The organism is Chromatium okenii, assembly GCF_002958735.1.
Taxonomy (GTDB): domain Bacteria; phylum Pseudomonadota; class Gammaproteobacteria; order Chromatiales; family Chromatiaceae; genus Chromatium; species Chromatium okenii_A.
Map to the genome: position 1 here is coordinate 1 of NZ_PPGH01000001.1, position 15,778 is coordinate 15,778.

Annotated in this window: 10 protein-coding genes; 7 read left to right on the forward strand and 3 right to left on the reverse strand. The window is 48.5% G+C overall.

The features are described 5' to 3' along the window. From CXB77_RS00005 to CXB77_RS00015, 3 genes are all read right to left on the reverse strand, one after another. Positions 1-1,897 (reverse strand): tetratricopeptide repeat protein (locus CXB77_RS00005; protein ID WP_105072306.1); only part of this gene is annotated, 1,897 nt, incomplete at its 3' end. A gap of 33 nt (positions 1,898-1,930) precedes the next feature. After that, positions 1,931-3,271, reverse strand: coding sequence for an HlyD family type I secretion periplasmic adaptor subunit (locus CXB77_RS00010; RefSeq protein ID WP_105072307.1), 1,341 nt, complete (start codon positions 3,269-3,271; stop codon positions 1,931-1,933). Between the two features lie 50 nt (positions 3,272-3,321). Continuing rightward, positions 3,322-5,055: a type I secretion system permease/ATPase gene (locus CXB77_RS00015; RefSeq protein WP_105072308.1), complete on the reverse strand. Its 1,734-nt coding sequence runs from the start codon at positions 5,053-5,055 to the stop codon at positions 3,322-3,324. A gap of 647 nt (positions 5,056-5,702) precedes the next feature. On the opposite strand from CXB77_RS00015, the gene CXB77_RS00020 reads away from it, so the two are divergent. The 7 genes from CXB77_RS00020 to CXB77_RS00050 all read left to right on the forward strand — a co-directional run. Continuing rightward, positions 5,703-8,786: a hypothetical protein gene (locus CXB77_RS00020; RefSeq protein WP_105072309.1), complete on the forward strand. Its 3,084-nt coding sequence runs from the start codon at positions 5,703-5,705 to the stop codon at positions 8,784-8,786. Continuing rightward, entirely contained in the window at positions 8,717-9,328 is a 612-nt protein-coding gene (locus CXB77_RS00025) for a hypothetical protein (protein ID WP_146108614.1), read from the forward strand. Before CXB77_RS00020 ends, CXB77_RS00025 begins: the two co-directional genes overlap by 70 nt. A gap of 109 nt (positions 9,329-9,437) precedes the next feature. Further along, the gene (locus tag CXB77_RS00030) at positions 9,438-10,271 is read left to right on the forward strand and encodes an Ig-like domain-containing protein (protein ID WP_105072311.1); all 834 of its coding nucleotides are present in this window, start codon (positions 9,438-9,440) and stop codon (positions 10,269-10,271) included. 451 nt (positions 10,272-10,722) lie between these two features. Further along, positions 10,723-11,460, forward strand: a complete 738-nt coding sequence (locus CXB77_RS00035; protein WP_146108615.1) for a hypothetical protein — start codon at positions 10,723-10,725, stop codon at positions 11,458-11,460. 78 nt (positions 11,461-11,538) lie between these two features. Continuing rightward, positions 11,539-14,853, forward strand: coding sequence for a cadherin domain-containing protein (locus tag CXB77_RS00040; protein ID WP_105072313.1), 3,315 nt, complete (start codon positions 11,539-11,541; stop codon positions 14,851-14,853). Between the two features lie 115 nt (positions 14,854-14,968). Further along, positions 14,969-15,214, forward strand: coding sequence for a hypothetical protein (locus tag CXB77_RS00045; protein WP_105072314.1), 246 nt, complete (start codon positions 14,969-14,971; stop codon positions 15,212-15,214). Between the two features lie 61 nt (positions 15,215-15,275). Continuing rightward, on the forward strand, positions 15,276-15,778 hold a 503-nt coding region (locus CXB77_RS00050), incomplete at its 3' end, for a cadherin repeat domain-containing protein (protein WP_146108616.1).

Consider the following 15,778-nt stretch of genomic DNA (forward strand, 5'->3'; position numbering starts at 1 on the left):
CACCCATTCCACAATTTGGTCGGTAAACATAAGCCGGCGTTGCAATGCGCCACGGCATTTCAGAAAACAGATATTCACTGCCTGCTGGTGTCATTATTTCATCAGTTAAAAAATAATCAATTGCCGTTAAACCAGTGGTGTACGCATAACCAAGCCAAGAAACTGCAATAGGTGCGGGACGATATGCAAAAACACTGAGACGATTATTTGAAGTATGACCTGCAAGATCAACCAAAATATCAATTTGATCGGCACGAATACGCGCTGCAAGCTCTGCATCAGTTAAATTTCGTGTGGATACCCAATGATCAACATATTGACGATAACGTTCTGTAATGACATCTTCGTTGGTTAATTCGGCATAAGCTGTCACTTCAAATTGTGTTTTATCGTGCTGCGCCAATAGCGGCTCTAAAAAATACAGAGTGGAATGCGCTCGAAAATCTGGCGAAACGTATCCAATTTTTAATTGTCGTTTAAGAGCACGATCATTGGTGTGTAGTTGCCAATTACAATGTAATGGTTCAGCGACCCGCTGATTGAATTCTTGATAAACAGAGAAAATTTCTTCTGCCGATTGATCAGGGTGGTAGTTTAGAGAAAAGAGTAAGGAGCTATAAATTTTCCTCGGTGCGTTAATCGCCAATGCTTGTTTATAATCACTAATCGCATCATCTAAGCGATTGAACGCTCGATTGGTATTACCACGAATTGCAAGCATTTCAGGGTCGTTTGATTGCAATATTACGGTTAAAAGTTGAGATGCAATTTGCTTGCGCTCTGTTTGGCGATTACTGCTGCAAAGGTCTAATGCTTTTTTATACATCGCCGCTGATTCATCTAAACGCCCGAGACGCTGAAATGCGTTGCCAAGATTAGATAGAATCTCGGGATGGTCGGGCTGAATCTGTACCGCACGTTGTTGCGAAATAAGCGCACTATTCAATTGACTAAAAGCGAGTTGTGTATTACCAAGACTGCTGAAAATCTCTGCGTTATTTGGCTGTAATGTAAGTGCTTGTTGATAACAGTCAATTGCTTTTTCAAACTTCTGTTCGTCGCGTAAAATTGCACCAAGAACGAGATAAGATTTAACGTGTTTTGCATCAATCGCCAGTGCGCGTTGGCAATATAACTTTGCGTCGTCTGCTTGTCCTAAGCTGCGGGATAGTTTTGCAAGGTTATAAAACGCAGCCACAAAATGCGGTGCGCATTTAGCAGCAAAGGCATAACAAATTAGTGCTTTGTCTAATTGTGCCAAATCTTCAAACGCCACGCCTAAAGTATTCAAGCATTCTGCGTCATCTGATTTTAATTGCAGTGCCTTTTCTAATGCCGTGACAGCCTCTTGATTGCGTTGGCATTGCGCCAACACTGTTCCCAACATTTTCCAACCTAAAGGATGATTTGGATAACGTTCTGTTAACGTTTGCGCCAATTGTTGCGCTGCTTCATTTTGACCCTGTTCAAATCGAGTGAATAACGCATCAATCTCAGTTACTGTCGGTTCTTGTGCGTCGATAGATGCGTACAGCGAAGGCGTTATCATTTGCACTAAACGCGCTTTTAACTCTGCCGCCGCTATAGTTTCCAATCCGTTCGCTTGTGCTTGTTCAATTACAGTTAACGCATCAGCAGCGCGACCATCTAATAACAAACCTTCAGCGAAGGCTTGCCAATACAGACCAACATCTGGGGCGATTTCCAATGCTTGCTGCAAATGCGTTAGACCGAGATCGAATTGACCACGTTCGATGATTAATACACCCAAACCATGATGCGCTGCCGCGTGATTTGGATCAGCATTTAATACCGCCTGATAACCTGCCGTTGCAACTTCCCAGTGACCGGCGGTGTGCGCAGCAATAGCTGCTTCCAGTAACGCTTGCGTGGTCATTTCTAACTCCGTCTGCACTACAATTGAGTGGCGTTATTCTTCTTTTAATCCCAATATCAATCTATCTGTGATTGGTTTAATGAGATATTCAAAGAAGGTGCGTTCACCAGTTTTAATCATCACGTCTGCGGGCATTCCGGGCAGTAAGATTAATCCGCGTAACGTATTCATGCCTTCCGGTGTGACTTGAATCCGCGCTAGATAATAGGGCGCTCCAGTACTGGGATCGGTTAAGCGGTCGCCGGAAATAGTTAATACTGTACCGAATACTGTTGGCGTTGTCCGTGAATTGAATGCTGAAAAGCGAATTTCTGCGGTCAAGCCCGGAATAACTTGATCAATGTCTGTGGGTTGCACCCGCGCTTCCACAATGAGCGGTTCACCTTCGGGAATGATGTCGAGAATTGGATCGCCGGAGCGTAAGACACCACCGATTGTATGAATGCGCATTCCTACAATTGAACCTGCTGAAGGAGCCATTACGGCAGTGCGTTCCAGTGCTTTTTCTAATGCTCGCATCCGTTCCCGTAAATCAGAAAGGTCAGTTTGTACTGCTCGCAGTTGTTCGACTACATCGCTGGTGAATACGCGCCGCACTTGCGCAATTTGCAATTTGGTTTCGCCAATTTGTACTTGTGTTGCAGCAATGGCAGATAGATGTTCAACACGCTCGCCGTCGATTTCTGCGGCTAATCGTTCCCATTCGCGCAAACGACTTTTTTCACCCAATCCCTTTTCAATCAGCTTCTGCAAACCGGCGATTTCTTCCTGATAAAGACCAATACGTTTTTCTTTACTGCTGACCAATCCAGTTAAACCACGAATCTGTTCCTGAAGTTGACCAATTCGTTGTTGCAACACATCAACTTCACCGGCGTTGGCCTGATGACGTGCTTGAAACATGCGTTGCTGACCCATCATCGCTTCTTCAACACGCGGATCATTTTTGGCTTCCAGTAAATCTGCTGGAAAAACCACTTTGTCTGCGTTGTCACGTTCGGCAATTAACCGCGCTTCTTCCGCTCGTCGCGCCAGAAATTTACCGCGAGCAATTTCTAGTTGCGCCCGTGACTCAGTGTCATCAATCCGCAACAGCACCTGACCTTTTTGCACGGTATCGCCTTCACGCACCATTATCTCGCTCACGATGCCGCCTTCCATGTGTTGTACCGTTTTGCGCGACGATTCGACTGTCACCACGCCGGGCGCGACCGTTGCGCTATCAATAGGTGCAAAGGCAGCCCACACGCCAAAGCCGCCGACACCTGCGAGCAAAATCAATAGCCCTAGTGTGCGTTCTGGACCGTCGCTGGTACGCAAACTGAGCGTATCTGGAGTTGGCTCCAGCGTTTTGGGAATAACATTGATATCCAAAGCAATTTCTCTCTAATAACAGCAAATTGGGTTCACGAAGAGCGCTGGCGCTATCCGACAGCCATATTGGTTGCTGGCGTGTTTGTCTGACTAACGATGCTGGGCTTGGCAAACTGCGATAGCACCTGATCGCGGGGTGCGAAGAGATGCAGCATTCCTTCGCGCAACACTAAAATTTTGTCCACGCCATTCAGTACGCTGGGGCGATGGGTAATAATGAATACCGTTGAGCCATCGGCTTTTAATTGCGCAATTGCCCGTACCAATGCGGCTTCGCCCTGTTCATCAAGGTTGGAATTTGGTTCGTCGAGCACGACCAGCACTGGTTGTCCATACATCGCTCGCGCCAAACCGAGACGCTGGCGCTGTCCGCCGGAGAGCACTGCGCCACCGACGCCGACCGGCGTGTCATAACCTTTTGATAAACCTAAAATCATTTCGTGGACTCCGGCGCGTTGCGCAGCTTTCACCACTTGCTCTGGGTCTACCGTGCCGAAACGGGCGATATTTTCGCCGACCGTGCCATCAAAAAGTTCAATATCTTGAGGTAGATAGCCGATGTGTGGACCTAAATCTTCGCGGTTCCAGCGGCTGATTTCTGCGCCGTCAAGCCGCACTGCGCCAGCGGCAGTTGGCCACACGCCAAGCATCACTCGCGCCAGCGTTGATTTTCCCGCAGCACTCGGTCCAATCACGCCGACGACTTCGCCGGGCGCAACGTCAAAACTGATACGTTTCAGCACGGCAGTCGTTGATCCCGGTGGCGCAGCGACAACATCCTGAAAACTGATCTGACCAATGGGCGAAGGCAAGCGCATATTGACTGGACGCGCCGGAATGGATTGCAGCAGTGCCTGTAATCGGCTGTAAGAAGTACGCGCAGTTAAAAAGCCTTTCCACGAACCAATCAGCATGTCGATTGGCGCAAGTGCTCGTCCCATCAGAATTGAACCGGCGATCATGATGCCGGGCGTAACGATTTGTTGAATGGCGAGATAAGCGCCAACGCCGAGAATGAGCGATTGCAGCGTGATGCGAATGGTTTTACTGGCGTTAATGAGCAAGCCAGCGCGGTCGCTGGCGAGGGCTTGCAGTTTGAGCATTTCTACATGTCGCGTCAGCCAGCGTTTGTGGACATTTTGCAACATGCCCATGGATTCCAACGCTTCTGCATTGCGCAAATTACCTTGTAAGTAATTATTACTCGCTGCTGCTTGGCTATTGGCTTGTGCGAGGGGTTTTCTGGTGGTGAGTTCATTGGCAACTGCTAATGCAATCAAAATTAATGCACCAACAACTGCGAACCAACCAATCAATGGGTGCATTAAAAATAACACCAGCATGTAGAGTGGAATCCATGGGGCATCAAAAAAACCGAATAAGCCATTGCCGGTGAGAAATTGTCGTAATGAAGTCAGGTCTTGAATGGGCTGGGTTCCGGTATTGCCGCCGCCACGCAAATTGGCATCAAACATTGCAGCGAATAAGCGGGTATTTAGTGCCATATCGAGCCGGGCGCTGACCCGCACTAGAATCCGCGAGCGCACCAATTCCAGTGCACCCATGACGACGTACAAACCGACAACTAAAAGCGTTAATACGAGCAGCGTCATTTCACTGCCGCTGGCGAGAACGCGATCATAGACCTGCAACATGTAAAGCGATGGAACGAGCAGCAACATGTTAATAAATGCACTGAAAAATCCGGTAAATAAAAATGAATTGCGGCTGGCTTGTAAGACGGCACGCAATTCATCAACGGGAGGACGGGAATGCTTATTCACAAGAGAATTACCAAAATGGTGGATCACAGTGGGTCGCAGAGTGCGCCCGGCGAGAGAATCATCCTATCAAAACCAACTGTTTGCGGCATTGTAATCATCGGACAGTGGTATGCAGCAGGATATTTGTGGATTTTGCAACAGGTGTTTGCTGGTCTAAAATGGCGCTGGGAAATGTCAAAAAGCCTTGAAATTTCCTGATATATCCTGACAATCTTAATCTGCAATGTTAAGATATTTGGTGTCAGTTCTGTTTCGTTTCAATCCGGTATCACGCCGCTCCTAATGACCAGATACTTAGATTGTCAAATTATGCAAGCGCGTTTTGCGGAATTGCCATCATTCGCCACACAAAACTTGCGTTCTGGCAACACATGGGTAAAATATAACTCAGGCACGCCCCGAAATGTAGTGATTTATACCACAAGCTGAACTCGGCGGTGTTTGCCAGTGTTATGGCATGTTCAGGCAGCGAAAAGCTGTCGATCACAGTTAGAGGCACTAAAACACCCCATCATGCTTGCGCCTGAGTGTTTTCCCTATACTTACGCTTGTGCACGATCCTGGTTGCTGGTAGCGTCCAAACGCACCAACTAATCCGGTTTCAAGGTTTCTGTCTTTTGTCACCCAACCCTTAAGGAATCCTAATCATGGCTCTTCAGACTTTCCAAGAAAATTTTTATTTGACCCAAAATCCTGACGTGTTCGCAGCGGTGCGCGACGGTCTGATGACTGCTGAGGAACATTACGTCAAGTACGGCGAACTGGAGGGGCGTCAGCCAAACCCATATTTCAATCCAGCCGGTTATATGGCGGTAAATCAGGATGTCGTGCCAGCGGTTGCGAGTGGCATTTTCAGCAGTTTTCTGTCGCATTTTGAACTAAATGGCGCACGTGAAGGACGTTCCCCCGGTGCTGACACCTTTAACGAAGCCAACTATCTCGCAGCAAATGAAGATGTTAAGGCTGCTGTTGACGCTGGAGATTTGAATAGCGGTTATGAGCACTATGTTCTTTATGGTGCTATCGAAGGTCGTGCTAATGGAATCGCTGAGAATCCTGATCCTACACAAGGTCAAACCTTCACGTTGACAGTTGCTCAGGATTTGTTCCCTGAACAGTCTGCTGCTGGTAACGCAGGCGCTGATGTGATTCGTGGTGTTGCCGGTCAAATTGAGGGCGCACAGGATCAAACAACTCTGAATTCTTCAGACATTCTTGACGGCGGCGCGAGCGACGCAGATAAGTTGGTCGTTAATATGACCGGCACACAATATCTCGGCGGTGCGACGGTTAAAAACATTGAGACGTTACAGATTGGTACTAACTTGACCAATCAAGAGGTTGCGTTCGACATGAACGTAAACCAAGGTTCTTACGAGGTCACCAGCGTCAATAAATTGGTGTATGACCAGATCACAAACACTGAGACGCTGGTAGTACAAAACGTTGTACCAGTTGCGGTTGGTGATGTAGCACCCGACATGGTTTGGGCAAATGAAAACGGCTCTGCAGCTGGCACAATTGCCACGACTTATCGGCAAGCTACCATTGATGGAACTGCTGACAATCAGACAGTAGAGCTGATCAATGTGACTGCCACCCAACATGTTATTGATGGTGTTTTGGCAATTGGAGGGGGGATGGAGCAACTCACCATCATCTCGTCAGGTGAGGTTGCACAGAACACTTTGAACAATAGCAATGTTGAGATTGCCTCGATCTCTTATGGCGACACCGGAGGTCGTAACGACAACGGCGCCGACCTGCTTTCAAAAGAATCTCTGACTTCAGTCGTACTGAAAGGTGCAACCGCAATTGGTGAAGGCGCTGACGTTATCGCATCATTTGAAACAACAGGCAGAAATGTCACTGATGAATGGATGATTCGTGAGTGGACTGGGTTAACTGATCGGTGGGCGAGTGTTTATCGCGCACCTTCTACCGAAGGTGGCGTTATTTCTAGTGACGATGGCGGCATTTTTAACAGTTTTGGTGATGGCGCGGCTTCCAATTTACTGTCGGTTGGTTCGCGGGTCACCACTGTAGATGCGTCAGAAATGACAGCAAATACTTTTGTGCGCTTTGCTGCCAAAACCGATGAATCTGCTTCTGATAAGACATTCGTCGGTGGTACAGCCAATGACTACGTTGAGTTTGAAAACGGTAATGTCACAGCAACCGGTAACACTGGTGATGATACGTTTGCCTTTGTGAATGGACAGCCTAATTCTACCTTTGGTGAGAATGATGTTCTGACGGGTGGAGAAGGTTCGGACACCATCCTGTTAGGCATGAACGGGTTTGGTGATTACACCGTTGCACAGACGGAATTCCGCAATAAGACTGCTATTGATGTATTGGATCTGCGCGGGAACAGCAGCAACGTCACACTGTCATCTGAATTTGTAAGCAGTTCTGATGAAGGTCGGGTTACCGTTCACACGGATCGCATTGTGCGGACGGCGCTGGATAACAATACTAATGGCGCAACCCATTCTCCTAATGAAGATAATTCAGTACACATCGTTGATTTGACCTTCTTGGGGGCTGCTGACGGCATCACCTTCCATGGTGGTTCCGGTAGTGATCGTCTTGTCCTCAACGATGCAACCTTCAATGTGCAGCAAGTGCTTGATGGCGGCGTCTTCACTGACTATGCCAATCGCACTGGAATCGAGGCCAACACAGAAGACTATGACACCCTGACGGTGATCACCAATGGTGAGCAAGTCGTTCTTGATGCGCAGGATTTAAGTCAGATCACCAATTTCAACGGTTTAATCTTGACGAAGAATTCGGAAACAGCCAGTTATAGCATCACGCTGACCCGTAGTTTCTTGTCGGCGAACACACTGGAGCTGGATGACGCAACGAATACCAATATCGATGACACAATCTTCCAAATTGGAACTATCGCTGCGGCAAACCAGTCGATATTGAGCACCGGCGACACCGTAATGATTGATGTCTCTGACTTGTTAAATATCACCAACGATGCAAAATCAACCGCTGGGTTTATTCCAGGTTTTGATGTCAAGTCGTTAACTGAGCTTGGGGTTAATCCAATTTTCTTGGGCAATGGTGGAGAAATTGTTTCTCAGACTATGCTTGAAGATTTAGATCTGATCAGAGAAGACGCTGTAACGCCGCGCAATGATGTGCTGGTGTCTGCGCCCAATGTGAAGGATTTGCAAGGCAATACTTTGACTGCACAAGCTGCGGGTTTTGATACCACGAGCGGATTCTTGTTGTCAGGTGGACTGGCTACGGCTCAAGACGACGTGTTGAATACCACTGCTGAGTATTGGGTTGGCTCAAAAGTGAATATGGCAGGCGGCACTGACACGCTGAACATTCTCGATGATGCAGCAAGCGTGGACGAATCTACAGTACCTACTGCCGATGCCCCTGAGATCGTCAACCTCAAGGGCGGCGCAACGGGTCTTGGATTCACTAACGCCAATGGCGCGGGATTTAAAGTGAATGCCAGTGTGGCTGCCGTTGTTCAACTGGGCAATCTTGGACAGATTTTCGACGGTTCTGTACAAGGTGATTTCGTTACTGGTGGCACAGGTGCGGATTTAATCAATGCCGGTGCGGGTGATGATGCCATTGTAGATGGTCTGGCAACGATACGATTGATGCTGGCGCAGGCGCTGATGTGGTTGACATCACTGTCGGTGATGACATTGTCAATATGGGAGACGGCAATGGCGATGTGCTGCGCGTGACCCTGAGCGGCAATGATGTTGCGAATCTCGGCGCGGGCGCTGATGATGGCGCGGATAATGTCGTGATTCTGAATACCAATTCGGGAAATGTGACGCAAACTGATACTGATTTGGTCACCATCAACGACTTCAGTATTGCCAGCGATAAGCTCATCATGGCATCTACGGTAAACAATGTTGTTGTTGCAACTTCCTATGGCACCTTTATCAATGATGCTGTTAACGGTGAACTTGCTATTGATGCTAGCATCTTAGAAATCAGCTCTGCCAAGTACCAATACACTGGTGAACAACCAGATGAGGGCACCTTGCTGTCGTTTATCAACGACTCTATGGGAGAGACCGCTGCCGATGGCGCAGTGATTACTGTGGTTGTTTATAACGGTGATGGTTCCAACGGTCTTGTGAACGCAGCGATTCTCCAGATGCAAGAGAATGCTGCTGACACTGATGCTGATGGACAGCAATTCGACAGTATTGAATTGGTTGGCATTGTCACTAACGTGGCGGCAGACTCATTTACTGCGGCAAACTTCGCTTAATAGTCTGAGTCTGTGTTTAATCCTTCCTCAATTTGAGGAAGGATTACTGACCAAAATCACTTCACCCTTTCAATAAACCGATCTTTCTCCATTACATGGGTAAGTAAACATGGCTACCGATTTGAAATCCCTTTTGAACCACCCTCTCAGTTCTTATTCTGCTGTTCTTGATGATTTGACTGCAGAAGATGCGAGTGGTCTTTTTAGTTTTACCAAGGCGTCGTTGGGAACTTTTTACAATTCCGCCCCCGTTTTATCTGGTCTTGCAGATACCAATATCACCCCTGATCAAAATCTTGTATTGAACTTTAACGAGAAGGTGACAGCTGTTGCTGGAAACATTCAAGTTTGTGATTCTGATAAAAATGTAGTTGCTACGGTTTCTGTGACTGATAAGGCTGTCACTGTTTCTGATTTATCAGTAACAGTTGATTTACCCAGCGATTTAGCGATTGGATCATACTGCATCACGATTGGTGCGGGTGCTTTTGAAGATGCTGATCATCGTGATTTTACTTCCACTGATGTGATTAATTTCACTGTGAGTGCGGCGGGTACGGGTGGCGTCGATCCGACCGATCCAGGCACGGACGATGTCGTTTCAAAAAGCCTAGACGGTCAAGGTACTGCGACCGTTCCGGTAGAGCTTGACGCTCTGACTAGTGCATTCAACTTCACCGATGATACGGTTGAGGTGGTTGGTAATAACGTGGTCATCACTGGTTTTAGTGCGAATGATTCAATCACAATCACTGGTGCGGTGAAGGCAGATTACGATGATGGCGTCATTGGCTCCAATGGTGCGGGTGATGTCACCATCCTTTACAACCTCGATGGCATCGTGCATCAGATTGAGCTCACTGGAGTTGCTGTGGGCGCAGGACTAGTCTTTGATGTAAATAGCTTTAACGCCTTACCTGTTGGTGATCTAACCTTCAATTGATTTAAGGGGGAAATAAAAGTTTCTCCCGTTGTTAGGTAAAGTGGAGATAGTGAATTGTTCGCTGTCTCCACTTAAGACAGATTAAAAACGGCTAGTGATCCTCCGATAGAGTAAGAATTTCTTAATTCTTTGTAATTAAAGTAGGAGTTACGCAGTTGAAAACTTAACCTACTGATTTTTATGAAAACGCAATTGTGCAGCGCACAAACCAGTTTCAATAAAATCAAGCATTTAGAAATCCAACTGCGTAACTCCTATAAAGAATAAAAATCTGTACAACCCTATTGATGAGGTCACCACCTAAAAACTGGTTTATTTCTGTTCACAACAACGCAAGCTGTTTACTTGTGAGTGTAGAATTTTTATACGCTTGTTTTTATTAAAAAATCTCACAAAAGCGCGGTGCTAGTTTCAATATTTTTATACATGTAATATTTTGGAGATTAGACGTATGGCAAGATTAATCCTGACATCAGAAGATAATGGTAAAACTATCCCGCTGAGTGGAACGCTTTTTTGGGATGTGGTTGGTTCGGCACGAGTTGACTTTTTCGAAATTCAGGCGGGAACTGCTGCGTCTATTTTGGGAGGCGCAAGTAAAGATTTATTTCGTTTGCTTGGCAACCAAGCTGATTACAGCGTTTATCAAGCCAGCTCGAACGTTATCTTTACGCACCAACTAACAGGGGAAACGGTCATAATCAAGTCGCTGAGTGCAACTGGTGACGAAATAGCTTTTTTGGACACTGTCCCTATCAGTCTGAAAATCACGGGCGGAGCGTTGATGCTTGGCGAGCAGTTGTTGACGCCAACCCCTAGCCCAATTACAGCAAGCACGGATACCGCTGATAGCAACTTCAGCTTGGATGGTAAAGGAACAGCTGTTGTTCCCGTGGAGATTGATGCCAGTGAAAGTGCTTTCATTTTCACTGATTTGGTGTCGACATCTAACAATGTCTCCCTTCTAAATTTCACGGCAGACGATGAAATCATCATTTTTGGCGCCACTGCGAGTGATTATGATGACGGGGTCATTGGCACGAACGATGCGGGTGACGTTACAATCACTTACAACCAAGCTGGAATCCTCAATCAGATTACGCTTCTTGGCGCAGTAACGGATACATCTCTTATTTTCGACGTTGCTTCATTCAATGCTCTTCCCATCGGCAATCTAGTTTTTGGTTAGTGGTTCTTAAAACGCCATTGGTTACAAACATTCCTGTCACTCGATTCACCCTCAAAGACAGCAGTTGGAGAATATTTCATGGCAAGCATCCTTACACTCGATAGTAATGCGGCAAAAAATCCCATTAACGTTCCGGTTTTATCGGGCGAGCTCGTCATCAACGGCACCGCTGAACTTGAAACGTTTGTGGTCCCAGTTGACGCAAATGTCAAAATTAACTCTGGTGGTGCGGTTGATATCATCAAATTTATTGGTGGCGCATCAGAGTACTCCGTACACAGTGACGGTAATGATGTCCTGTTTACAAACAAAAGCTCTGGCACCGTCATTACAGTAGCGAAAGTGGGAGCAGTTGGTGATCAGGTGCAATTTGGCACCACAGGTTTACCTACCGCGCTGAAAATTGTCGATGGCGCCATTGTTCTTGGTGAAGATGACACTGCCCAGACAATTACCACTGAAGTTTTAGATGTGACTGGCGCAACGGGTACGACTGGACCCGCTGATGAAGATGCTCCAGTATTCATCAGTGCAACGGTTGTAGATAACACGTTGATAATGTCCTACGCAGATGCCAGTGCGCTTGCCGCTGCGACCAAGCCTGATGCAAGTGCTTTTGTCGTGCAGACAAATGACACCATTAAAGATGTGACTGCTGTCACGGTCGATGCCACTGCTAGGACCGTTACCTTGACGTTGGCGACTGCGGTTGTCTTTGGTGAGACGGTTAAGGTTTCCTACTTTGATTCGACCGAAAGTAATGATGCTAAGGCGATTCAAGATGCGTCCGGCAATGATGCGGCGACTCTTATTCAAGGAGCGGTCGTCAATGCAACATTAGAAAAAGATGACGTTGCTCCGGTTTTTCTAAGTGCTGTTGCAGCGGATCAAACCCTGACCTTGAATTATAACGAAGCACTTAATGCGACAAACTCGCCGACTGATAAGTTATTTGTAGTTCAAGTTGACGGGGTGACGACTTCCGTCACGAACGTAGCTGTTGTGGATAACACAGTCGTGCTGACGTTGGCGAGTGCGGTGATTCCTGGCGCAGTTGTCACGGTATCTTACCTTGACCGGAATGCCACTGATGACACCAACGCGATTCAAGATGCGTCCGGCAATGACGCGGCTTGGTTTATCGGTAAGGTTGCTGTCACGGCGCCACCAAACGAAGCGCCAGTTGTCGATGCAGGTAGCTTCACCGTTGCAACTGACGGCACCGAAGTGGGCGCGGTCACGGCAACTGATCCAGAAGGGACTGCTGTTACTTACGCGATCACCGACGGCAATGATGCTGACGGCAATGGCATTGATGCGTTTGTAATCGATACTGAAACCGGTGCGTTGACGGTCAACGATCCAGCAGAGTTGGTTGCTGGTGAAACCATTACGCTGACGATTGAAGCGACTGATGAAGCCGGTCAAGTTGGCACTGGTACGGTCACGGTTGCTGTTACTGAGCCAGTTGAGCCACCAAACGAAGCGCCAGTTGTCGATGCAGGTAGCTTCACCGTTGCAACTGACAGCACCGAAGTAGGCGCGGTCACGGCAACTGATCCAGAAGGGACTGCTGTTACCTATGCAATCACTGACGGCAATGATGCTGACGGCAATGGCGTTGATGCGTTTGTAATCGATACTGAAACCGGTGCGTTGACGGTCAACGATCCAGCAGAGTTGGTTGCTGGTGAAACCATCACGCTGACCGTTGAAGCGACGGATGCTGACGGAATCGTTGGCACGGGTACGGTGACGGTTGAAGTGACTGAGCCAGTTGAGCCACCAAACCAAGCGCCAATTGTCGATGCAGGTAGCTTCACCGTTGCAACTGACGGCACCGAAGTAGGCGCGGTCACGGCAACTGATCCAGAAGGGACTGCTGTTACCTATGCAATCACTGACGGCAATGATGCTGACGGCAATGGCGTTGATGCGTTTGTAATCGATACTGAAACCGGTGCGTTGACGGTCAACGATCCAGCAGAGTTGGTTGCTGGTGAAACCATTACGCTGACGATTGAAGCGACTGATGAAGCCGGTCAAGTTGGCACTGGTACGGTCACGGTTGCTGTCACTGAGCCAGTTGAGCCACCAAACGAAGCGCCAGTTGTCGATGCAGGTAGCTTCACCGTTGCAACTGACGGCACCGAAGTAGGCGCGGTCACGGCAACTGATCCAGAAGGGACTGCTGTCACTTACGCGATCACTGACGGCAATGATGCTGACGGCAATGGCGTTGATGCGTTTGTAATCGATACTGAAACCGGCGCGTTGACGGTCAACGATCCAGCAGAGTTGGTTGCTGGTGAAACCATTACGCTGACGATTGAAGCGACTGATGAAGATGGAATGGTTGGCACGGGTACGGTGACGGTTGAAGTGACTGAGCCAGTTGAGCCACCAAACCAAGCTCCAGTTGTCGATGCAGGTAGCTTCACCGTTGCAACTGACGGCACCGAAGTGGGCGCGGTCACGGCAACTGATCCAGAAGGGACTGCTGTTACCTATGCAATCACTGACGGCAATGATGCTGACGGCAATGGCGTTGATGCGTTTGTAATCGATACTGAAACCGGTGCGTTGACGGTCAACGATCCAGCAGAGTTGGTTGCTGGTGAAACCATTACGCTGACGATTGAAGCGACTGATGAAGCCGGTCAAGTTGGCACTGGTACGGTCACGGTTGCTGTCACTGAGCCAGTTGAGCCACCAAACGAAGCGCCAATTGTCGATGCAGGTAGCTTCACCGTTGCAACTGACGGCACCGAAGTAGGCGCGGTCACGGCAACTGATCCAGAAGGGACTGCTGTTACTTACGCGATCACCGACGGCAATGATGCTGACGGCAATGGCATTGATGCGTTTGTAATCGATACTGAAACCGGTGCGTTGACGGTCAACGATCCAGCAGAGTTGGTTGCTGGTGAAACCATTACGCTGACGATTGAAGCGACTGATGAAGCCGCTCAAGTTGGCACTGGTACGGTCACGGTTGCTGTCACTGAGCCAGTTGAGCCACCAAACGAAGCGCCAGTTGTCGATGCAGGTAGCTTCACCGTTGCAACTGACGGCACCGAAGTAGGCGCGGTCACAGCAACTGATCCAGAAGGGACTGCTGTTACCTATGCAATCACTGACGGCAATGATGCTGACGGCAATGGCGTTGATGCGTTTGTAATCGATACTGAAACCGGTGCGTTGACGGTCAACGATCCAGCAGAGTTGGTTGCTGGTGAAACCATTACGCTGACGTTGAAGCGACTGATGAAGCCGGTCAAGTTGGCACTGGTACGGTCACGGTTGCTGTCACTGAGCCAGTTGAGCCACCAAACGAAGCGCCAGTTGTCGATGCAGGTAGCTTCACCGTTGCAACTGACGGCACCGAAGTAGGCGCGGTCACGGCAACTGATCCAGAAGGGACTGCTGTTACTATGCATCACCTGACGGCAATGATGCTGACGGCAATGGCGTTGATGCGTTTGTAATCGATACTGAAACCGGTGCGTTGACGGTCAACGATCCAGCAGAGTTGGTTGCTGGTGAAACCATTACGCTGACGATTGAAGCGACTGATGAAGCCGGTCAAGTTGGCACTGGTACGGTCACGGTTGCTGTCACTGAGCCAGTTGAGCCACCAAACGAAGCGCCAGTTGTCGATGCAGGTAGCTTCACCGTTGCAACTGACGGCACCGAAGTAGGCGCGGTCACGCAACTGATCCAGAAGGGACTGCTGTTACCATGCAATCACTGACGGCAATGATGCTGACGGCAATGGCGTTGATGCGTTTGTAATCGATACTGAAACCGGTGCGTTGACGGTCAACGATCCAGCAGAGTTGGTTGCTGGTGAAACCATTACGCTGACGATTGAAGCGACTGATGCTGAAGGCATCGTTGGCACTGGTACGGTCACGGTTGTCACTGAGCCAGTTGAGCCACCAAACGAAGCGCCAGTTGTCGATGCAGGTAGCTTCACCGTTGCAACTGACGGCACCGAAGTGGCGCGGTCACGGCAACTGATCCAGAAGGGACTGCTGTTACTTGCAATCACTGACGGCAATGATGCTGACGGCAATGGCGTTGATGCGTTTGTAATCGATACTGAAACCGGTGCGTTGACGGTCAACGATCCAGCAGAGTTGGTTGCTGGTGAAACCATTACGCTGACGATTGAAGCGACTGATGAAGCCGGTCAAGTTGGCACTGGTACGGTCACGGTTGCTGTCACTGAGCCAGTTGAGCCACCAAACGAAGCGCCAGTTGTCGATGCAGGTAGCTTCACCGTTGCAACTGACGGCACCGAAGTAGGCGCGGT